The organism is Acinetobacter sp. AL9 (assembly GCF_041464035.1).
GTDB lineage: Bacteria > Pseudomonadota > Gammaproteobacteria > Pseudomonadales > Moraxellaceae > Acinetobacter > Acinetobacter towneri.
On sequence record NZ_JAYFSK010000030.1, the window covers coordinates 1 to 22,013 of the forward strand.

A 22,013-nucleotide genomic window follows, 5' to 3' on the forward strand; every position below is an offset into this window, starting at 1 on the left:
AATGGCAGTGTGTGGAGTGCGGTACGCTCCATGATCGGGATGTAAATTCCGCACTGAATATTCTTGCGCTCGGGCATGAGCGTCTAGCAGTAGGAATCTCCGTCCTTTAGGTCGGGGAGGATGTCAAATTTCTGAGATGCTCAAATGAAGTGCAACGGATATGACATGAATTTGAAATTACTTAGCTTTGAAATATGATGCTACGCCCAAATAACCAACATTGCCGCAAGCACGACCAATCCCAATCCCCAATGATCGGTACGGGCAAGTTTTTCTTTAAAGAAATACGCTGAAATAAGTAAGCTGAATAATATTTCAATTTGTCCGAGTGTTTTCACAATCGCCACAGTTTGCATACTCATGGCACTAAACCAGCCCAGTGATGCTAAAAAACTGCAGACGCTCACTTTAAAAGTTAATCCAACCCGCTGCCACATGGCATATAAGGTATGTCGTTTAAATATACCTAAAAAAGCCAATAAGATAAAACATTGTAAGCCAATGACCCACACCAAAACCCATGCAGCACGGTGAATAAACGGTAAGAAATCCAGCTCTAGACTGGCTTCACGCACCAATAAAGAAGTCACCGCAAAGCTGAGTCCACTACCGATTCCAATGGCTAAAGTTGTGAATGAAAAATCACTACGTTGATTGCCTTTACTCAGTAGAAATACCGCAATACCGCCTATCGCAACACCTAACCAAGCCAATGCGCTTAAATGTTCTTGTAGGAAAATCACGCCTACAATTGCGGCTAAAACTGCTTCACTTTTGGCAAGTCCGACACCCACCGCATAATTTTTCTGTTGAAACAGTTTTACCATTAAAGCTGTGGCTAAAATCTGACACACTGCTGCAATAATGATATACAGCCAAAACATCGAACTAAAATGCAGTTTTGCTTGTACAGGCTGCTGCCATTGTAAAATGCTTAAATACGCCAGTGCAAAAGGCAAGGCAAAAATAAAACGTGCCAAAGTCACGCCATAAACATCTACACTTGTGCTGAGTTGTTTTTGAAAGGCATTGCGCCATGCCTGCATAAATGCAGCCATTAAGGTAAAGAGCACCCAACTCGAAATCATTGCAACCACAAATGCTTTACTGATAAAGTTATAATTTACGCCTATTCCGTTATTTTTGCGATCTTTATTGCTTTTGAGTTATGCGCTTACGATCTCTTTTATAAACAAAAAAAACATTCATTAAAATTCAAATGAATGTTTTTCATATCTTGAAGCGATTATAGGTGTGCTGTTATTCAAAAACTGTTTAGAACTTATCTAAATTCACCACAACAGCCACGCCGATACAAAATAAAGCTACATACACGGTAAACCAAATAATCATGTGCTTAAATGCTTTGTCTGAAATACTGCTATCGGCATATTTCTGTGGTTTGCGTGAGTTATCTTCTTGCATATCGACTCCAATTCTAGCCAGATTATGGGGATATACAGATTATGTAAAATTCTAAAGCATTGCTGTAGATACAAAATATTCATTAAAAACTATAACAGTTGATTTTAGATACATGCCAATCTGTTATAAAAAAAGAAATTATTTAATGTTTTAAACCTAAAAATAGATCAAAATAAGTAACAGCTGCAAAAAATGCTTGAGTCATACCATGTATAAATCTGAACAATTGGCGTTGAACATTCGGCAACTCATTGAAAATGGTGCATGGAAAGCACATAGCAAGTTACCTTCGTTAAGAGAACAATCACAAATCAGTGGTTATAGCTTAATGACCGTGCTAAACGCTTATCAAGAACTTGAAGCTCAGGGATTGGTTTACGCTAAACAAAAGTCGGGGTTTTATGTCGCAGAACGTCTCAATCAAACTGAACGACCTGTACCAAGCAGTTTGAGTTTAAATGCACATATTCAAATGAACTCTTTGGTCTTTGGCTATTTAAAATCAATTCAGTCTGCAGATGTCAGTCCTTTAGGCTCTGCCTTTCCCAATGCAGAATTACTGTTTAACCCAAAGTTAATGCAAATTTTAGCGCAGCACGCCAAGCGAAAAAGCAGTTATTTTAGCCACGACCACATGCCACCGGGCAATTATGAATTAAGAACCATAATTGCAAATCGCTACTGTTTACAAGGCATACCCACCCATGCAAATGACATTGTCATTACATCTGGCGCATTAGATGCGCTCAATTTGTCATTACAAGCTTTGACCAAACCTGGAGATTTTATTCTATTACAAGAAACTATTTTTTATGGTGCATGGCAAGCGGCTGAACGTCTTGGTTTACAGGTGATTACCATTCCAGAACACCCTGTTTCAGGTTTCGATTTAGACTCATTTGAACAAGCCTTAAAACAATACCCGATTAAAGTCTGCTGGTTGATGTTGAATATTCATAACCCTATTGGCTTTAGTGTCAGAGATGAAATTAAGCAACGTATTGCGAGTTTGCTTGAAGAATATCAAGTGTATTTAATTGAAGATGATGTCTATCAAGAATTGTATTACGGTACGCAAAAACCACTGCCCATGAAGTATTTTGACCGACAACAACGGGTACTGCATTGCGCTTCTTTTTCTAAAACTTTGGGTTCTGCTGTGCGGGTCGGTTGGGTTTATGCAGGTCAATTTTCCAATGCTATTCAGCATTTGCAACTCATGAGCACGGTTTCTGCAAGTCCCTTACTGCAAAATACTTTGGTGGATTTTCTTTCGCATCATCATTATGAAAAACATTTGCGTCAATTACGCAAACAATTGGAAAAACATAAAAAAGTGTTTTATCAGCAATTGAAACAGCGCTTAAACCCAGCTTGTAAAATTCACTACTATTCTAGTGGTTACTTTTTATGGATTGAACTGCCTGCATATATAGATGGCTATACGATTTATCAGCTATTGATTCAAAACAAGATTGGCATTGCGCCAAGTCAGTTATTCCGTTCTGAACAGGTCAGCCAGAACTTTATTCGTTTAAACTGCTCTTTTGCTTGGAACAGTGATATTGCTGCTGCATTGGATGTTTTGTCTGAGGTGATACAACAGCACATCACGCAATATACTCATGCCTAATTGCCAAGCCGATCACCCGACAATAAAAAAAGAGCTGAGTTTTTGGCTCAGCTCTTTTGTGGTTTACAGTACAATTTTAGAAGTTATAAATGGCAACCGCATTAATTCGGTTGTCTTCACCTGTTTTACTGCCGTTTGCAGCTTCACCAAATGCTTCACGCTCACCGTAGACATATTCCAAGCCAAAGCTTAATGGTTTACGCGGGCTATAGAAAATATTTGCCCAGCCTTGCCATAACTCTTTGTTAATGGTTGTTTTGTCTGATGTTGCAGCTATATAGTTAGGGTCTTTATCAAAACTCATATAACCATAGCCGAGTGTACCGTGAATTTGATCCGTAAATTTTTGGGTAATACCCACCATAATTGAATCAAATTCACTTTGAATAAGATCATCATTTGCTTGAGCAACTACGCCTCTGTTTGTAAATGACACAAAGCTGCTATCACCTTTAACATGGTAATAATCTGCTTTAAGGGTTGTACCAGGGACAACTTCATATTTTGCACCTACACCCACGCCCCATGCCATTTCTTCTTCAGAATTAATACGTTTTTCATGTCCCATAGCACGAACACTGACATTTAAATTATCTGCAAATTGATGATTTAAACGTGCTGTTAATGCAGGTAAACGCTGGCTGATTGTGGCATCTTTAGGGTCTTCAGCTGCTACCACCAAATTGGTTTGTGGACTAAATTTTGTAGTATGACGAACCTGAGGTGTACGTTTTACCGCACCACCTACAAATGCCAATGCATCAATGGTTTCTGGCATATAGTCAGGAATGGCAAAGTTTGACCAAGTTTGACCAATCAACCAATTGCCGTAGTTCAAATAAGCATGACGAATACGTAAATTATCAAGATTTGCTCCACCTAAGAAGTCAACTTCGATTTTACCTTTTACGTCTTGATCTCCCACTGGGCTTTTAAAATCTAAACCTAAACGGGTTGCAGAAAGTGTTGATCTTAAACGATCACTTTGTTCCTTATCGCCTTCAAGTGGTACGCCGTTAATTTGGTTATACGGCATATCTTTAGCACCACCTTCAACCTGATAAGACGCATCTAAACGCACATTACCATATAAGTTAAACTCAGCACCTTTGGCTGTTTTCAGAATCGGACTTGGGCTTGCTGAACTGCGTTGTACATTGGCAATTGCATTTGCTGTTTGCGTATTTTGTACTTTTTGCTGTTCTATCAGACCACGTAAAGCTTGAACTTCCTGTCTAAGTTGCTCAATTTCCGTTTGCTGTTGGGTCTGCGCCTGAGCTGCAACACTCATACCGCCCATACTCAATGCAATCATGCTCATCATGAGCGTGCGCTGCATTGTTGGTCGAACCGTTGTAGATTGAAAATTAAAAGATTGGGTTAATGTTTTCGCGTTCATCCTAAACTCGCTTGTTATTGTGCCATCAAATTCTAGCAACAGATCACCATCGCTTACGATGGCGATCTATATCATTGATGACGAAAGATTAATTGAAAGGTATAGAAATTATTGGGTTGCTTTTTGTGCAATTGGATTGCTTTCTACCGCAGGCTCTGCAAGGGCTTTGGCATCTACTGAAGCTTTTAAATTCACCATGAAGATCGCTAAAGCAGCAATTACACCTGGAATCGCAATAGCAAAGAAGTTCATTTGGTGCGGTAAATTCATTGTCAATAATGCGCCAGTTAAGACAGGTCCAACGATCGCGCCGATACGACCAATACCTGATGCCCAGCCCATACCTGTAGAACGTACAGTAGATGGGTAATATTGTGCGACGAAAGTATAAAGTAAGATTTGTGAACCAATGGTTGCTGCCCCAGCAACTGCAATTAAGGTGTACAACACAATTTGTGGACTGTTAAAGCCAAGCAGAATTAATGCTGCTGCACCACAGATAAACATAATGGTGAGTACTTTTTTGATATGGAAGCGGTCAGCCAATGCACCACCACCAATTGCGCCAATCATGCCACCAATATTCAGTGCGAATAGGAAGATCATACTTGCACCCAATGAATAACCCGCTTGGATCATTAATTTTGGTAACCAGCTGCCCAAAGCATAAACCATTAACAAGCACATGAAGAATGCGATCCAGAACATGAACGTACTGAACATACGGCCTTGCTGGAACAATGCTTTTACAGGTGCTTCATCGCCTTTAGTCACTTCATTCAGTACAAACTCAGTGTCACCATTTAATTGTTGGCTTGGTGAAATTTTTTGCACAATACTACGGGTTTGCTCAATTTCTTTCTTGTTGGTCAAATACATGAGTGACTCAGGCAAGAATTTCCAAATTAATGGTAAAGCCACCAATGGAATAATTGCGATGTAAAACATGATTTTCCAACCAAACTCTGGCACTAACCATGCACCCAACAATGCTGAAGTCATACCGCCAATGGCATAACCACTAAACATCAGCGCAACCAAAGTACTACGAATACGCTTTGGCGCATATTCTGTCATAAGGGCCACAACGTTTGGCATTACACCGCCAATACCAAGCCCAGCAAGGAAACGTAAAATACCAAATTCAACTGGATTACTTGCAAACGCACCTAAGAATGTAAAGCCACTGAAAATAGCCACACAGATCATGATGGTCTTTTTACGACCTAACTTGTCCGATAAGGTACCGAAGGTCATGGCACCAAACATCATGCCAAACAATGCCGTACTGGCCAGTAAACCTGCTTGTACCGCACTGAGCGCCCACTCTTGCATCAGTAGTGGTAATGCAACCCCATAAATGACCAAGTCGTAACCGTCAAAAATAATGATCATCAAACACCAAAACAATACGCCCCAATGGAATGGCGTGAACTTGGCCTCGTCAATCAAGGTATTAATATTAATTTTATTGCTTTGCATCTTGCTTCACCTCCTAATTGTGAAGTCCGTTACTCCAACTCAGATGCACACAATGAATAATAAGTTAAAATTTGTCCAAAACTGAATAGGCATGGATACATACCTAAAAAGTCTATAGTTTTGTAAGATATTGATTTTAAATAGATAAAAATAACAAGGCGAAAAAAATACTGTAATGTGATGCTTAAAAAAGTTTTTTCAGGCAATTCACATAACAGTATTTTGTTAAAAATATCTGTGCTTTTATATAAAAAATATAGTTATAAATATTTGTTTTATATGGCTTTACTAGAATACATTGCGATCATAAGTAACTGCTTCCAAATCATAAACTTGATAAATGCAGTCAAACAAAGATCGAATGTCTTCACTTTCATCCATATTACGAATTGCCATAAACACAGGACTTACAGCCGAGTCATCTAATAAAGGTATAAAGTGCAAATGTGCCAAATGAATATTTTGTGCGCTTTCTGGCACGATACACAAGCCCTCACCTGCAGCAACAAAACCCAACGCCAATTGTAATTCACGCACTTCACGAATTTTGCGAGGTTCTAAACCATACTCAGAAAACACGCCACGAATTTGGGTAGAGAAGTTTGGCTTGTTGTGATTTGGATATAAAAATAGTTGTTGATCAACAACATCCGCCAAATATACACCTTCTTTTTGTGCCGCAAATGGGTGGCTCGAATGTACTGCAACCATCAAGCGTTCTTCACGTAGTAAAATACGTTTAATTGCAGGATTGGAAATACGCAAACGACCAAATCCGACATCTATACGTCCTTCTTTTAAGGCTTGAATCTGGTCATTGGTGGTCATTTCCACCATTTCTATTTTTAAATGCGAATGCTGCTGCTTAAACAAATACACAATTCTTGATAATAATCCGAACAATAAAGAACCAACAAAGCCAATAGTCACGGTACGATCAGCAATACCTACCCGTTTAGTCATCGACTTAATTTCTTCAGCATTAGACAAAAGTTTAACAGCATGCTGGTAAAAAAATTGGCCTGCTTCCGTGGTCTTAAGCGGTCTGCTACCGCGCTCAAATAGTTGAATTCCAAGTTCTTGTTCTAAATTTTGGATCTGTCTGCTCAAAGGTGGTTGAGCAATAAAGAGTTTTTCTGCTGCCTTGGTGAAACTTTGCTCTTCTACAACAGCAACAAAATAACGTAAATGTCTGAGTTCCATAGCTCAAAATACCTTTTAAGTATAAAAAAATGCAAATTTGATCTTCGACCAATGCAATTTATTCTTTTAAGGTATATCACATAACTGTAATAAAGCAATGATATGAAGGGCAAACCATGTATAAGTCAGTAGAAACTTTGCTGGTGGAAATACCAACCATCCGTCCACATAAGATGGCGGTTGCAACCATGCAAACCCAAACCCTGGTATTAGTCAAAATCACCACTGAAGATGGTTTTGTTGGCTGGGGCGAAGCGACCACAATTGGTGGCTTGGGCTATGGTGAAGAAAGCCCAGAAAGTGTGAAAACCAATATTGAAACATATTTCGCACCATTGCTAAAAACTTTAGCTGGCTTGAACGTTGCGCAAACTTTACAGGTCATTAAAAAGAATATCAATGGTAACCGTTTTGCGAAATGTGCCATTCAAACTGCTTTATTAGATATTCAAGCTCAACGCTTAAACCAACCTTTAAGTGAAATTTTAGGTGGTCGTCTACGCAACTCTGTTCCTGTGTTATGGGTGCTTGCATCTGGCGATACAGAAAAAGACATTGCTGAAGCGCAAAAAATGATTGCGGCAAAACGCCATAACACTTTCAAACTCAAAATCGGTTCACGCCCTGTAGAGCAAGATGTTGAACACGTATTAGCCATTAAACAAGCTTTAGGTAAAGACGTTTCTATTCGTGTAGACGTTAACCGTGCTTGGTCAGAACTTGAAGCCATTAAAGGTATTCAACTTCTACAAGATGGTGGTGTAGACCTGATTGAACAGCCATGTGCAATTGACAACATTGATGCCATGGAGCGTTTAACTCGCAAATTTGATATTGCCATCATGGCAGATGAATCATTGATGGGCCCACAAAGTGCTTATCAATTGGCGAAACGCAATGCGGCATCTGTATTTGCAGTAAAAGTTGCACAGTCTGCTGGTCTAATCGAAGGTTGTGAAGTTGCAACAATTGCACAGTTGGCAGGCATCGACCTATATGGCGGCACAATGCTTGAAGGCCCTGTCGGCACGATTGCATCTGCGCATGTGTTCTCGACCTTCCAGAATTTAGCTTATGGCACAGAATTATTTGGTCCGTTATTGCTGACCGAAGAAATTTTAAAAACTCCACTTCAGTACCAAGACTTTGAATTACACCTTCCAACAGGTGCAGGTTTAGGTATTGAGTTGGATGAAGACAAAATTGACAACTTGCGTCGTCAGTAATTAGGAGAAACCCATGCTTTTCCACGTACGTATGGATGTAAACATTCCATTGGATATGCCAGCAGAAACTGCTAACGAAATTAAAGCCGTTGAAAAAGCATATTCGCAGGAATTACAGCGTCAAGGTAAATGGCGTCATATTTGGCGTATTACTGGCCAGTATTCAAACATCAGTATTTTTGATGTTGAGAGCAATGAAGAACTTCACAACATTCTGCAAGGTCTTCCGCTCTACCCTTACATGAATATTGAAGTAATGGCATTGAACCGTCACCCTTCATCAATTCGTGAAGATGACACCTGATTCAACTCGGAAACTGGAGTAAGCACCTTACTCCAGCACCAAAGTAAACATTTAGCAAACCAAGTAAACAAGGAAAGTGGCAGCCAATTATCTCGTTTTAGTCCAGAGATATTCGCCACCGAAGCACACCTCCAAGGAGAATGAAAATGGATCGTCAAACCATTGAAAATGTAGTTAAAGCTTGTAACGTGGACACTTCTGAAGGTCCAGTAAATGCACGTGTACAACAAGTACTTGTTCGTTTAGTTACAGACTTATTCCAAGCGATTGAAGACTTAGACTTAAGCCAATCGGAAGTTTGGAAAGGCATCGAAACTATTATTGACATCGCAAAAGCTGATGAATTTGCATTAATGGGTTCTGCAGTAGGTCTTGAGCACTTCCTAGACTTACGTGCTGACGAAGCTGACGCGAAAGCAGGCTTGACTGGTGGTACGCCACGTACAATTGAAGGTCCATTGTATGTTGCTGGTGCGCCTGAATCTACTGGTTTTGCTCGTATGGACGATGGTTCTGAAGAAGGCAAAATCCCGACTCTAATCATTGACGGCACAGTAACTGACACTGACGGCAACATCATTCCTGGTGCTAAAGTTGAAGTATGGCATGCAAACAGCCACGGTAACTATTCATTCTTTGATAAGTCACAAAGCCACTTCAACCTACGTCGCTCAATCTTAGCTGATGAAAAAGGTCAATATGTTGCTCAAACAACTATGCCTGTAGGTTATGGCTTAAACCCTGAAGGTCCACTTCAAGGTGTATTGAACCAAATCTCTCGTCACGGTCAACGTCCAGCACACGTGCACTACTTCATCTCTGCACCTGGCTACCGTAAGCTTACGACTCAGTTCAACATCGAAGGTGATAAATACCTTTGGGACGACTTCGCATTCGGTACTCGTGAAGGTCTAGTTGCTGAAGCTGTAGACGTAACTGATGAAGCTGAAATCGCACGTCGTGGTTTGAAAGGTCCTTTCAAATACATCCAATTCAACGTTGTTCTTCAGAAAGATAAAGAAGGCGCTCCTTCTACTGAAGTTGAACGTCGCCGCGCAAGCGCATAATTTGAATGGAATCGGGATGCAATCATTAGATTCATCCCGATGACTTCCCCTCCTTGGAAAGTCGGAGAAAGGACATGCCTCGTATTCCTGTAATTAACACCAGCCACTTAGACCGCATTGATGAGCTATTGGTTGATGATTTTGAATCTGGTGAATTTAAACTACACCGTTCAGTATTCACAGACCAAGCCCTGTTTGACCTAGAAATGAAATACATTTTTGAAGGCAACTGGGTTTATTTGGCACACGAAAGCCAAATTCCAAACAACAATGACTACTACACCACTTACATTGGCCGTCAGCCAATCATCATTGCACGTAACCGCAATGGTGAATTAAATGCCATGATCAATGCATGTTCACACCGTGGTGCACAGTTATGTCGTTACAAGCGTGGTAACAAAGCAACTTATACTTGCCCATTCCACGGTTGGACTTTCAACAACTCTGGTAAGTTGTTAAAAGTGAAAGACCCTGCCGATGCGGGTTATTCAGATTGCTTCAACAAAGACGGTTCACACGACTTGAAAAAAGTTGCCCGTTTTGAAAGCTATAAAGGCTTCTTGTTTGGTAGCTTAAACCCAGATGTTCCTTCTTTAGAAGAATACCTAGGTGAAGCAACTAAAATCATTGACATGATTGTGGGTCAATCTCAACAAGGTCTTGAAGTTTTACGTGGTTCTTCAACTTACACCTATGAAGGTAACTGGAAGTTAACTGCTGAAAACGGTGCCGATGGTTACCACGTGTCAGCAGTACACTGGAACTACGCTGCAACAACTCAGCAACGTAAAGAAAAAGAAGCTGGTGACAACATTCGTGCTATGAGCGCAGGTTCATGGGGCAAACAAGGCGGTGGTTCTTACGGCTTTGAAAATGGTCACATGCTACTTTGGACACAATGGGCAAACCCAGAAGACCGTCCTAACTTTGCCAAGAAAGATGAATACACCGAGCAATACGGTGAAGCGATGGCGAAATGGATGATCGAACGTTCACGTAACTTGTGTATCTATCCAAACGTGTACTTCATGGATCAGTTCGGTTCACAAATTCGTGTGTTACGTCCGCTGTCTGTAGATAAGACTGAAGTGACAATTTACTGTATCGCACCTGTAGGTGAAGAGCCAGAAGCACGCGCACGCCGTATCCGTCAATACGAAGATTTCTTTAACGCATCAGGTATGGCAACCCCAGACGATCTTGAAGAATTCCGTGCATGTCAAGCAGGTTACGCAGGTATCGCACTTGAGTGGAACGATATGTGCCGTGGCTCTAAGCATTGGATCCAAGGTCCAGACGATGCAGCCAACGAAATTGGTTTAAAACCAAAACTGTCTGGTATTAAAACTGAAGACGAAGGTTTATACCTTGCTCAGCACCAACACTGGTTAGAACTCATCAAACAAGGCATCGCAACTGAAAAAGAAATTGCGGCATCTACTGAAGGAGAAAACGCATGAGCGACATCACTTTAGAAAAAGTTGCGCAGTTCCTTTATCAAGAAGCTCGCTTTTTAGATGATGAGCAATGGGATGAGTGGTTACAGTGCTACGCTCCTACTGCTTCTTTCTGGATGCCAGCTTGGGATGACGATGACCAATTAACTACAGATCCACAGTCTGAAATCTCTTTGATTTACTACCCAGACCGTCAAGGTTTGGAAGACCGTGTGTTCCGTATCAAAACTGAACGTTCGTCTGCAACCATGCCAGACACACGTACGAGCCACAACATCAACAACATTGAAATTGTTGAACGTGATGGCGATAAAGTGACTGTACGTTTTAACTGGAACACCTTGAGTTTCCGTTACAAAACCAACTACAGCTACTTTGGTATGTCACGCTACGAAATCGACTTTTCTGGCGACAAACCACAAATTTTAAGCAAGTACGTGGTGCTGAAAAACGATTACATCAACCAAGTAATCGACATTTATCACCTCTAAGACTGTATTGATTTACAGCTAGGTAAACCTTTCAGCCAGATGGAATTTTGGCTGAAAGGTCAAGTTTTAAAGATTTCTATAGGATATTCAGCCATGTCAAACCACAATATTGCACTTCAATTTGAAGATGGCGTTACACGTTTTATTTCTGTTACAGATGGTGAAACACTGTCAGACGCAGCTTACCGTCAAAAGATCAATATTCCTTTGGACTGCCGTGACGGTGCATGTGGAACGTGCCGTGCGTTTTGTGAATCAGGTTCGTATGACATGCCTGAAGAAACTTATATTGAAGATGCATTGACACCAGAAGAAGCTGAACAAGGCTATATTCTTGCATGCCAATGTAAACCAACTTCAGACGCAGTATTCCAAATTCAAGCCACTTCTGATGTATGTAAAACTGAAATTCATGCATTTGAAGGTACATTGGCACGTGTTGAAAACTTATCTGACTCGACTATTACCTTTGATATTCAGTTAGATGAAGGTCAACCAGACATTCACTTCCTTGCAGGTCAATATGTGAATGTGGGTATTCCTGGTACAACAGAAACTCGTTCGTATTCTTTCAGCTCTAAGCCTGGTAACCGCTTAACTGGCTTTGTGGTACGTAACGTACCAAACGGAAAAATGAGCGAATTCTTAAGCCAAAACGCTAAAGCTGGCGACAAAATGACCTTTACTGGTCCATTTGGTAGCTTCTACCTACGTAATGTAGCACGCCCTGTGGTGATGTTAGCGGGTGGTACAGGTATTGCGCCATTTATGTCTATGCTGCAAGTGCTTGAAGAAAAAGGTTCTGAGCACCCTGTACGTTTAGTCTTTGGTGTGACCAATGACTTTGACTTAGTCGCAATTGAAAAATTAAACGAACTACAAGAAAAATTCTCTTGGTTCGAGTATCGCACTGTAGTGGCAAATCCAGAATCTGCACATGAGCGTAAAGGTTACGTGACTGGCCATATCGAAAACGAATGGCTCAACGGTGGTGATGTAGACATCTACCTATGTGGTCCAGTGCCAATGGTAGAAGCGGTACGTGGCTGGTTAGATGCAGAAGGTGTTAAACCTGCAAGCTTCCTATTTGAAAAATTCTCTGCCAACTAAGTTTGTTATACAGTCTAGAAACATAGTCGGAGAATACAATGAATCGCACAAAAAGATTTGAAAACAAAGTTGTAATCGTGACTGGTGCCGCTCAAGGCATTGGTCGCGGTGTGGCTTTACAAGTGGCAAGTGAAGGTGCCCAAGTGGTTATGGCAGACCTTTCTCCCTATGTAGAAGAAGTGTTGGCCGAAATTGAAGAACACGGTGGCGATGCAGTAACCGTAAAAGCCAACCTTGAAACTTTTGCAGGTGCAGAATCTGTGGTTGCTAAAGCACTTGAAACCTATGGTCGTGTTGATGTGCTCATCAACAACGTAGGCGGTGCAATTTGGATGAAACCTTTTGAAGAATTTTCTGAAGAAGAAATTATCAAAGAAGTGAATCGTTCATTGTTCCCTACTATGTGGTGCTGCCGCGCAGTATTGCCTGAAATGGTGAAAAACCAGAAAGGTACCATTGTAAACGTATCTTCAATTGCAACACGTGGTATTAACCGCGTGCCATATTCGGCGTCTAAAGGTGGTGTAAACGGTTTAACCGCTTCCCTCGCCTTTGAACATGCCAAAGATGGTATTCGTGTGAATGCTATTGCAACTGGCGGTACAGAAGCGCCACCACGTAAAGTGCCACGTAATGCCAACCCACTTTCAGAATCTGAAAAAGAGTGGATGCAACAAGTGGTCGATCAAACCATTGATCGTACCTTCTTGGGTCGCTATGGCACCATTCAGGAACAAGTGAATGCGATTCTGTTCCTTGCTTCTGATGAGTCATCGTACATGACAGGTACCGTTGTACCTGTAGGTGGTGGTGATCAGGGCTAAGCCAAGATCATGACCAACTTCAACAGGATCATTGCTTGACGCAAGGAGGCAAATCGTCAATGAGTCACCTGTTCCAAACTTTAAAAAATGACTGGTCAATTTCAGCCACTGTTGCAGGATTCTTAGCAGTGCTGATCTCCTATTCAGGGCCATTGATCATCTTTTTCCAAGCGGCACAGCAAGCCCAAGTTTCCCCAGACATGATGATTTCATGGATTTGGGGAATTTCTATTGGTGCTGCTGTCGCAGGTATCTTTTTGTCCATTAAATACAAAGTGCCTGTGGTCACCGCTTGGTCTGCACCTGGTACCGCATTGCTTGTCACACTGTTTCCCGATATTACCCTGAATGAAGCAGTTGCAGCCTACATCACCTCTGCTGTGGTGATTTTTTTGATTGGAATCACAGGTTATTTTGACAAACTCCTGTCTTGGATTCCGCAAGAAGTCGCAGCAGGCATGATGGCAGGTATTTTGGTTCAATTTGGCTTAGGCTTATTTACTGCAACCGATACCCTGCCATACATTGTATTTGGGATGCTAGCGGTATTTTTATTGGCAAAGCGTTTTAGTCCACGTTATGCCATGATTTGGGTGCTTGCTGCAGGCATTATACTCAGCTTAATGCTCGGTAAAATTAACCCTGTCACCACCAATTTTAGTTTGGCAATTCCACAGTTTATTGCACCTGAATGGACGTGGAATTCAACCTTAAACTTGGCATTACCTTTAATTTTAGTCAGCTTGTCTGGGCAGTTTTTACCGGGTATGGCAATTATTAAAATTAGCGGTTATGACATGCCTGCTAAGCCTATTATTAGTGCGACCAGTATCGCTTCTCTTGCCGTTGCGTGTGTGGGAGGAATTACCATTGTACTTGCCTCTATTACTGCAGCATTATGCTTAGGTAAAGATGCGCACGAACTGAAAGAAAAGCGATATATTGCAGGTGTTGCAAACGGTATTTTCTATATTTTAGGTGGGTTATTTGCGGGTAGCATCGTCATGCTATTTAGCCTATTGCCCAAAGAACTGATTGCAGCTTTGGCTGGACTTGCACTTTTGGGTGCAATTGCCACCAATATTTCAGTTGCAATGAGTAAAGAATCACAGCGTGATGCAGCCCTCATCACCTTTTTAGCAACTGCCTCTGGCATGCAGTTTTTAGGGCTAAGTTCTGTATTTTGGGGCATCTGTATTGGTTTGATCGCACATTGGGTATTAACCAAACGCGACAACTCAGCAGCACCCCTACCTTCAACTCAAAGTTCCAAAAGTTAATGGACAGGCAATTGTCTAGGACACATTATGATTGATAAAAGTCAAACTTCTTTAACAGAAGTCCTTTCGCAAATTAAAGATGGTTCAACCATCATGATTGGTGGTTTTGGTACCGCAGGTCAACCAGCGGAACTCATTGATGGTTTGATTGAACTTGGCATCAAAGATTTAATTATTGTAAACAACAACGCAGGTAATGGTGACTACGGTTTAGCGAAACTGCTAAAAGCTGGCGCGGTACGTAAAATTATCTGTTCATTCCCACGTCAGTCTGACTCTTGGGTATTTGATGAACTTTACCGCGCAGGCAAAATCGAGCTTGAACTGGTGCCGCAAGGTAACTTGGCATGCCGTATTCAGGCTGCAGGTATGGGTCTAGGTCCAATCTATACCCCTACAGGTTTTGGTACTTTACTTGCAGAAGGCAAACCAACCTTAAATTATGAAGGTAAAGACTACGTACTAGAAAACCCAATCCGCGCAGACTTTGCTTTAATTAAAGCACAGCAAGGCGACCGTTGGGGTAACTTGGTGTACCGTAAATCTGCACGTAACTTTGGCCCAATCATGGCGATGGCTGCCGATGTGACAATTGCACAGGTTTCTGAAGTGGTTGAGTTAGGCGCGTTAGATCCTGAACACATCATCACTCCGGGTATTTTCGTTCAGCACGTTGTTGCCGTTGGCGCAAAACAACCTGAACAATCTGCATAACTGTCACGTGAAGGAGAACATCATGAGCTATACCAAATTAACACGTGATCAAATCGCTGAACGTGTGGCACAAGACATTCCAGACGGTGCTTATGTCAACCTCGGCATTGGCTTACCAACTAAAATTTCAAACTACCTGCCTTCAGACAAAGACGTATTCTTACACTCTGAAAACGGTTTATTGGCTTTCGGTCCACCACCTCCTGCAGGTGAAGAAGACCCTGAGTTAATCAACGCAGGTAAAGAATTCGTGACCATGCTAACAGGCGGCTCATTCTTCCATCATGGTGACTCTTTTGCCATGATGCGTGGCGGTCACTTAGACATCGCAGTATTGGGTGCATTCCAAGTGGCTGAAAATGGCGACTTGGCAAACTGGCACACAGGTGCGCCAGATGCGATTCCTGCTGTTGGTGGCGCAATGGACTTAGCCGTTGGTGCGAAAAAAGTCTTTATCACAACCGATCACGTCACCAAAAAAGGTGAACCAAAAATCGTGGCTGAATTGACTTACCCAGCAACTGGCTTGAAATGTGTAGACCGCATTTACACTGACTTATGTGTGATTGACGTAACTCCTGAAGGCATGAAAGTTCTTGAAAAAGTTGAAGGCTTGAGCTTTGAAGAATTACAGTCATTGACTGGTGCAAAGCTGATTGATGCGACTCAGGCTTAATCGTCTTTAAATATAATTTTTAATCCCCCTAAATCCCCCTTTTTCAAAGGGGGACTTCCATCAAGTAATTTTAGGTGGGAATCTCCTCCCTTTTTTAAAGGGAGGTTGGGAGAGATTAAGATATTTGGAAAATAAAATATGAAAAACGCATATATCGTCGATGCCATCCGTACCCCATTTGGTCGTTATGCAGGTGGTTTAGCTCCAGTCCGTGCTGATGACTTAGGCGCATTACCGATCAAAGCACTTATGCAACGCAATCCATCTGTAAACTGGGAACAAGTTGATGACGTGATTTACGGCTGTGCCAACCAAGCAGGTGAAGACAACCGTAACGTGGGTCGTATGTCTGCACTTTTAGCAGGTTTACCGTACCAAGTGCCAGCAACCACTGTAAACCGTTTATGTGGTTCATCGCTAGACGCAATTGCAATGGCCGCACGTGCAATTAAAGCAGGTGAAGCAAACCTGATTATTGCAGGTGGTGTTGAATCAATGAGCCGCGCTCCATTTGTGATGGGTAAATCAGAATCTGCTTATGGTCGTAGTCAAAAAATTGAAGACACCACAATGGGCTGGCGTTTCATTAACCCGAAACTCAAAGAAATGTACGGCGTAGAAACTATGCCGCAAACTGCTGAAAATGTAGCGGAACAGTTCAATATTAACCGTGCCGATCAAGACTTGTTTGCTCTAACCAGCCAACAACGTACTGCTGCTGCACAAGCACGCGGTTTCTTTGACAAAGAAATTATTGCAGTGGAAATTCCACAACGTAAAGGCGAGCCTGTCGTTGTTGCTGCAGACGAACATCCACGTGCATCAACCACAGCAGAAGCATTGGCAAAATTAAAGCCAGTGGTAAAAGCAGACGGTACTGTGACTGCAGGTAACGCGTCAGGTATTAACGATGGTGCGGCTGCCCTACTGATTGCTTCTGAAGAAGCGGTTGCACAACACGGCTTAAAACCACGTGCCAAAATCATTGCTTCAACTGTTGTTGGTGTTGAACCACGTATTATGGGCTTTGGTCCTGCGCCTGCAATCAAAAAATTGTTGGCACAAACAGGTTTGACCATTGAACAAATGGACGTGATTGAACTGAACGAAGCCTTTGCTGCACAAGCATTAGCATGTACTCGTGACTTAGGCATTGAAGAAGGTTCAGAGAAAGTCAATCCAAACGGTGGTGCAATTGCTTTAGGTCACCCACTTGGTGCATCTGGTGCGCGTTTAGTCACTACAGCACTGAACCAACTTGAACAAACTGGCGGTAAATACGGTTTATGTTCAATGTGTATTGGTGTTGGTCAAGGTATTGCTTTGATTATTGAACGTGTTTAATCCTCATTAAAAGTCCCCCTTTCATAAAGGGGGATTTAGGGGGATTTATAAGATTAAGGATTTAAAAAAAAATGCCAACTTTTACCTCAAATGATGCGCAAATCAATTACCAAACTTTTGGTGAGGCTACAAAACCTGCACTGATTTTTTCAAACTCGCTGGGTACAAACTTCAAAATGTGGCAAGCACAGATTGATTTTTTCCAGCAAGACTTTTTTGTAATTTGCTACGACACACGTGGTCACGGTGCATCATCAGCTCCGCAAGGTCCATATAGCATTGATCAATTGGGTCAAGATGTTGTAAATCTACTCGATCACTTAAATGTTGAAAAAGCGGCATTCTGTGGTATTTCTATGGGCGGTTTAACAGGTCAATGGTTAGCGATTCATCGCCCTGAACGTTTTAATCAGGTGGTGGTGTGTAATACTGCGGCAAAAATTGGTCAAGAACAGGCTTGGAATGACCGTGCCGCATTGGTACGCGAACAAGGTTTACAACCGATTGCTTCGACTGCAGCATCACGCTGGTTTACTGAACCCTTTATCCAAAGCAACGCGACAGTGGTCAACAATCTTCAAAACGACTTGGCAGCTGGCAGCGCCGAAGGTTATGCGAGCTGTTGCGAAGCTTTGGCTAAAGCGGATGTACGTGAACAACTTAAAGACATCACTGTGCCTGTTTTAGTGGTTGCAGGTCAGCAAGACCCTGTGACAACAGTTGTCGATTGTCAATTTATGGTTGAACGTATTGCCAATAGCCAATTGTTTGAAATCAATGCATCGCACATTTCTAACGTAGAATTGCCAAATGAATTTAACCAAGCAGTGAAGCAGTTTATTCAAGCATAAAACTTCATTGTTATTGTTAATAAGTTAAAAGTTAAAAAAATAGAGTTCTTTCGAGAACTCTATTTTTTATAGATGAATCTGCAGTTAGACGAGCTGGACTTAAACTAACTCCACCGCAATCGCTGTGGCTTCACCACCGCCAATACATAAAGATGCCACGCCTTTTTTCGCGCCTATACGTTGCAATGCATGAATGAGCGTCACAATAATACGTGAACCTGAAGAACCTAGAGGATGCCCCAAAGCACATGCACCACCCTGAATATTCACTTTGGCAGGGTCTAAATCAAAAGCATCTATCGCAAGCATGGTTACCATGGCAAAGGCTTCATTAATTTCCCACAAATCTACATCGGCAACCGACCACCCTGCTTTATCTAGCACTTTTTGAATCGCCCCTACAGGAGCAAGAGTAAACTCAGAAGGATGTTGTGAATGTGTCGCGTATGCCACAACTTTTGCAAGCGGTTTTAAGCCACGCTCTGCCGCAACCACATCTGATGTAATCACCAGAGCAGATGCGCCATCTGAAATAGAGCTGGCATTGGCGGCTGTAATCGTGCCATCTTTTTTAAATGCGGGACGCAAACTGCTAATTTTATCGACTTTGGCATTTAACGGTTGTTCATCCTGATCGACAATCACATCACCTTTACGTGAATGAACAGTGACAGGCACGATTTCATTTTTAAAATAACCGTTTTGAATGGCTTCTACCGCACGGTTTAAAGAGCGAATTGCGTATTCATCCTGCTGCTCACGGGTATAGTTTTTCTTGTCTGCCATGTCTTGCGCCAGCACGCCCATCGACAAGCCTGTTTCAGCATCTTCTAAACCTTCCTGAAACATGTGGTCTGTGACTTTGCCGTGTCCCATACGGAAACCTGCACGTGCTTTATCTAGCAAATACGGCGCATTCGACATAGATTCCATACCGCCAGCGACCACAATCTGCGCTGAACCTGCCTGAATAGCATCGGCTGCCTGCATAACAGCTTTCATGCCAGAGCCACAAATTTTATTGATGGTGGTTGCACCTGTACTATCGGGTAAACCCGCTTGACGCATCGCCTGACGTGCAGGGCCTTGCTTCAAACCTGCAGGCAATACACAACCAAAAATTACTTCATCAATGTCAGTCCCACTTAAACCTGCACGTGCAACTGCGTGTTGAATTGCAACCGCGCCTAAATCGGGTGCTGTACAACTTGCCAGTGAACCTTGAAAGCCGCCCATTGCGGTACGTACAGCATCTACAATTACAATCATTTTTAGTCCCTTATTACCGTCTTTTTAAAGTGATTACCGTAAAAGCCGTGCTTTTTAAAATTACAAATAACATCCCTGTGAGTTAGCAAGTAATTCACGTTAAATGTAAATCTAAAGATGAGCATTGCAATCTCGCAAAGTGCTGAATTGCTATGCTTGATTGATCTTAGACTTTTAGGCCTTGCTTATGAAAAATAGAATAAAAGTTTTAGAAATCCAATTTTATTTCACTAAAATGACCTGTTTGGTTCAGTTTTATTGACAACCGATTTGGCTTATGGATTGTGCTATTTTTCACATGATATTTTTTAAATTCATTGGTTCACTGATGAACATACGTTAAAACTTACCTTTTCAAGACCTTGGTGCTATTTTCAAGTTGCTCAAACTGCACTAGACTCCAACATGCTTAATTGGTTGTAATTGGAATATTGATTGATGACGACTCTACGCCAAGAAAATTTCCGACGTCGTAAAGAGAAAATTTTGGCAATGGCTGAGGTTTTATTACTGGAAAATCATAATGATATTACATTAAGTGAGTTGGCTGCAGAGTTAGATATTGCCAAAGGCACAATTTATAAATATTTCAAAAGTAAAAATCAGCTCTATTTAGAGTTAATTATTTTAAATGAACAGCGTTTATTGGATATTTCCAAACAGTATCACCACAACTTTCAAACTTATGTTTCGCAGTACATGCTGTATAACATGCTTAATTCCAACCGTACGATTTTGCTGCACTCGATTGAAGAACGCTTAACCAATAATGAACGTAAACTAAATGAATTGTTTGAACAGTTATACGATATTCGTGAGCAGCGTATTTTAGAAATTAAGGACATCACCCAAGCCTATTTAGAGTCCTTTAACAGCGCGATGTCGATCCGTGATTATCTGTCTTATATTTGGACAGTAACTTATGGTGCGTCGTTATTACTCAATTCTACCCATTATCAAAAAGCTATTGGGTCACGTGAACGCTTAATCAAGCTATATATTAATCAAGCACTGATGACGCCAGATAAAGTATCTGCGATTGTTTGATTTTTACATAGTTAGCTTCGTTGGATTCATTGCTGATCCCGCTAAATATTAGCGTCTAAGTAGAAAGAAATTTGCTTTTCAGAACGTATTAACTCACCTCATAAATTTATTCTCTAAATAAAAAATCCCAAAGTTCAAACTTTGGGATTTTTCAAATTCTTTTGACTGTCTAAAGACACATCATTCTGCACTAATATCTTCAAATAATACTGAAGATAAATAACGCTCACCACTGTCAGGTAAAATCACCACAATATTTTTACCTGCATTTTCAGGACGTGCCGCCAATTTTGCAGCAGCAGCCATTGCTGCACCACTTGAAATACCGACTAAAATACCTTCTTGGGTTGCTGTTTTACGCGCCCAGTCAATTGCTTCAGCACTTTCAATCGCAATCACTTCATCCACCAAATCTAAATCTAGGTTTTTTGGAATAAAGTTAGCGCCAATCCCCTGAATTTTATGTGGTGCAGGCGTAATGGCTTCACCACGCTTGGCCTGAGCGATAATTGGAGATTCAGCAGGCTCGACTGCAACAGTATGCAATGCCTGACCTTTTACCTTTTTGAAATAACGCGAAATACCAGAAATCGTACCGCCTGTACCTACACCTGCAACAAGAATATCGACCTTGCCGCCTGTTGCTGCCCAAATTTCTGGGCCTGTGGTTTCTTCATGAATTTGCGGATTGGCAGGGTTATTAAACTGCTGCGGCAAATAATAAGTTTCAGGATGTTCGGTTGCCAAACGCTCTGCTTCATCCACCGCACCTTTCATGCCTTTTGCAGGTTCAGTCAGCACCAAATTTGCACCCAACGCTTTCAACACCTTACGGCGCTCAATACTCATGCTTGCAGGCATCGTTAGTGTAATCTCATAACCTTTTGCTGCAGCTACAAATGCCAAAGCGATTCCTGTATTACCACTGGTCGGTTCTACAATATGCATACCTGCTTTTAACACGCCACGTTTTTCAGCATCGGCAATTAAAGCAGCACCAATACGGCATTTCACAGAAAATGCAGGGTTACGGCTTTCCACTTTGGCTAAAACCGTTGCATCGCCAGAAATTAAACGGTTAATGCGTACCAATGGCGTGTTACCAATCGCTTCTGCATTATTGCTATATACGGCAATCCCTAAATTTGCTGGTGTTGAAAAAGCTGCATCTGTGGTCATGATTATTCCCTAAGTTATATCTATATAAA

22 protein-coding genes are annotated in these 22,013 nt (G+C 41.6%); 15 read left to right on the top strand and 7 right to left on the bottom strand.

Annotated elements, in window-relative coordinates; all coding sequences use genetic code 11:
- On the top strand, window positions 1-110 hold a 110-nt coding region (locus ACEO2X_RS08315; protein WP_179990606.1), incomplete at its 5' end, for a transposase.
- Between the two features lie 90 nt (window positions 111-200).
- Here ACEO2X_RS08315 and ACEO2X_RS08320 read toward each other — a convergent pair.
- Together ACEO2X_RS08320 and ACEO2X_RS08325 are read right to left on the bottom strand one after the other, a co-directional pair.
- The gene (locus ACEO2X_RS08320) at window positions 201-1,088 is read right to left on the bottom strand and encodes a DMT family transporter (protein WP_167846019.1); all 888 of its coding nucleotides are present in this window, start codon (window positions 1,086-1,088) and stop codon (window positions 201-203) included.
- A gap of 187 nt (window positions 1,089-1,275) precedes the next feature.
- Window positions 1,276-1,425, bottom strand: coding sequence for a hypothetical protein (locus ACEO2X_RS08325; RefSeq protein WP_004973540.1), 150 nt, complete (start codon window positions 1,423-1,425; stop codon window positions 1,276-1,278).
- A 208-nt stretch (window positions 1,426-1,633) separates the two neighbouring features.
- On the opposite strand from ACEO2X_RS08325, the gene ACEO2X_RS08330 reads away from it, so the two are divergent.
- Window positions 1,634-3,058, top strand: coding sequence for a PLP-dependent aminotransferase family protein (locus ACEO2X_RS08330; protein ID WP_371971626.1), 1,425 nt, complete (start codon window positions 1,634-1,636; stop codon window positions 3,056-3,058).
- Window positions 3,059-3,134: 76 nt separating this feature from the next.
- Here ACEO2X_RS08330 and ACEO2X_RS08335 read toward each other — a convergent pair whose 3' ends face one another.
- The 3 genes from ACEO2X_RS08335 to ACEO2X_RS08345 all read right to left on the bottom strand — a co-directional run bounded on the left by ACEO2X_RS08335 (window position 3,135) and on the right by ACEO2X_RS08345 (window position 7,142).
- Window positions 3,135-4,457 carry a DcaP family trimeric outer membrane transporter gene (locus ACEO2X_RS08335; RefSeq protein WP_371971628.1) on the bottom strand — a complete coding sequence of 441 codons (1,323 nt, stop codon included), beginning with the start codon at window positions 4,455-4,457 and terminating at the stop codon, window positions 3,135-3,137.
- Between the two features lie 108 nt (window positions 4,458-4,565).
- On the bottom strand, window positions 4,566-5,939 hold the full coding sequence (locus ACEO2X_RS08340; RefSeq protein ID WP_371971629.1) for an MFS transporter: 1,374 nt from the start codon (window positions 5,937-5,939) through the stop codon (window positions 4,566-4,568).
- A 288-nt stretch (window positions 5,940-6,227) separates the two neighbouring features.
- Window positions 6,228-7,142: a LysR substrate-binding domain-containing protein gene (locus tag ACEO2X_RS08345; protein WP_371971631.1), complete on the bottom strand. Its 915-nt coding sequence runs from the start codon at window positions 7,140-7,142 to the stop codon at window positions 6,228-6,230.
- A 116-nt stretch (window positions 7,143-7,258) separates the two neighbouring features.
- Between ACEO2X_RS08345 and ACEO2X_RS08350 the strand changes: the two genes are divergently transcribed.
- From ACEO2X_RS08350 to pcaD, 12 genes are all read left to right on the top strand, one after another.
- The gene (locus tag ACEO2X_RS08350; protein ID WP_104851981.1) at window positions 7,259-8,368 is read left to right on the top strand and encodes a muconate/chloromuconate family cycloisomerase; all 1,110 of its coding nucleotides are present in this window, start codon (window positions 7,259-7,261) and stop codon (window positions 8,366-8,368) included.
- A 13-nt stretch (window positions 8,369-8,381) separates the two neighbouring features.
- Window positions 8,382-8,672, top strand: a complete 291-nt coding sequence (gene catC, locus ACEO2X_RS08355) for a muconolactone Delta-isomerase (RefSeq protein WP_096901615.1) — start codon at window positions 8,382-8,384, stop codon at window positions 8,670-8,672.
- Between the two features lie 146 nt (window positions 8,673-8,818).
- Window positions 8,819-9,739 carry a catechol 1,2-dioxygenase gene (catA, locus tag ACEO2X_RS08360; RefSeq protein ID WP_131261935.1) on the top strand — a complete coding sequence of 307 codons (921 nt, stop codon included), beginning with the start codon at window positions 8,819-8,821 and terminating at the stop codon, window positions 9,737-9,739.
- A gap of 74 nt (window positions 9,740-9,813) precedes the next feature.
- Window positions 9,814-11,202 (top strand): benzoate 1,2-dioxygenase large subunit, encoded by a 1,389-nt coding sequence (gene benA / locus ACEO2X_RS08365; protein WP_180005949.1) that lies wholly within the window; start codon window positions 9,814-9,816, stop codon window positions 11,200-11,202.
- Window positions 11,199-11,690, top strand: coding sequence for a benzoate 1,2-dioxygenase small subunit (gene benB, locus ACEO2X_RS08370; protein WP_131261937.1), 492 nt, complete (start codon window positions 11,199-11,201; stop codon window positions 11,688-11,690). Before benA ends, benB begins: the two co-directional genes overlap by 4 nt.
- 93 nt (window positions 11,691-11,783) lie before the next feature.
- Window positions 11,784-12,800 carry a benzoate 1,2-dioxygenase electron transfer component BenC gene (benC, locus tag ACEO2X_RS08375; RefSeq protein ID WP_131261938.1) on the top strand — a complete coding sequence of 339 codons (1,017 nt, stop codon included), beginning with the start codon at window positions 11,784-11,786 and terminating at the stop codon, window positions 12,798-12,800.
- A gap of 38 nt (window positions 12,801-12,838) precedes the next feature.
- A complete protein-coding gene (benD, locus tag ACEO2X_RS08380; RefSeq protein WP_004973522.1) occupies window positions 12,839-13,624 on the top strand; it encodes a benzoate diol dehydrogenase BenD in 786 nt (261 codons plus the stop codon).
- A gap of 59 nt (window positions 13,625-13,683) precedes the next feature.
- Window positions 13,684-14,904, top strand: coding sequence for a benzoate/H(+) symporter BenE (benE, locus tag ACEO2X_RS08385; protein WP_004973520.1), 1,221 nt, complete (start codon window positions 13,684-13,686; stop codon window positions 14,902-14,904).
- Between the two features lie 27 nt (window positions 14,905-14,931).
- Window positions 14,932-15,618 (top strand): 3-oxoacid CoA-transferase subunit A, encoded by a 687-nt coding sequence (locus tag ACEO2X_RS08390; RefSeq protein ID WP_104851986.1) that lies wholly within the window; start codon window positions 14,932-14,934, stop codon window positions 15,616-15,618.
- 22 nt (window positions 15,619-15,640) lie between these two features.
- Window positions 15,641-16,294: a 3-oxoacid CoA-transferase subunit B gene (locus ACEO2X_RS08395; protein WP_104851987.1), complete on the top strand. Its 654-nt coding sequence runs from the start codon at window positions 15,641-15,643 to the stop codon at window positions 16,292-16,294.
- A 138-nt stretch (window positions 16,295-16,432) separates the two neighbouring features.
- Window positions 16,433-17,638 (top strand): 3-oxoadipyl-CoA thiolase, encoded by a 1,206-nt coding sequence (gene pcaF / locus ACEO2X_RS08400; RefSeq protein ID WP_178866759.1) that lies wholly within the window; start codon window positions 16,433-16,435, stop codon window positions 17,636-17,638.
- A gap of 71 nt (window positions 17,639-17,709) precedes the next feature.
- Window positions 17,710-18,489 carry a 3-oxoadipate enol-lactonase gene (gene pcaD / locus ACEO2X_RS08405; RefSeq protein WP_371971640.1) on the top strand — a complete coding sequence of 260 codons (780 nt, stop codon included), beginning with the start codon at window positions 17,710-17,712 and terminating at the stop codon, window positions 18,487-18,489.
- A gap of 99 nt (window positions 18,490-18,588) precedes the next feature.
- On the opposite strand, the gene ACEO2X_RS08410 is transcribed toward pcaD, so the two are convergent.
- Window positions 18,589-19,758: a thiolase family protein gene (locus ACEO2X_RS08410; protein ID WP_096901606.1), complete on the bottom strand. Its 1,170-nt coding sequence runs from the start codon at window positions 19,756-19,758 to the stop codon at window positions 18,589-18,591.
- Between the two features lie 438 nt (window positions 19,759-20,196).
- Between ACEO2X_RS08410 and ACEO2X_RS08415 the strand changes: the two genes are divergently transcribed.
- Complete coding sequence (locus ACEO2X_RS08415; RefSeq protein ID WP_004973506.1) at window positions 20,197-20,805, top strand: TetR/AcrR family transcriptional regulator; 609 nt, start codon at window positions 20,197-20,199, stop codon at window positions 20,803-20,805.
- A 180-nt stretch (window positions 20,806-20,985) separates the two neighbouring features.
- Here ACEO2X_RS08415 and cysK read toward each other — a convergent pair whose 3' ends face one another.
- Complete coding sequence (cysK, locus tag ACEO2X_RS08420) at window positions 20,986-21,984, bottom strand: cysteine synthase A (protein ID WP_004973505.1); 999 nt, start codon at window positions 21,982-21,984, stop codon at window positions 20,986-20,988.
- Window positions 21,985-22,013 lie beyond the last annotated feature (29 nt).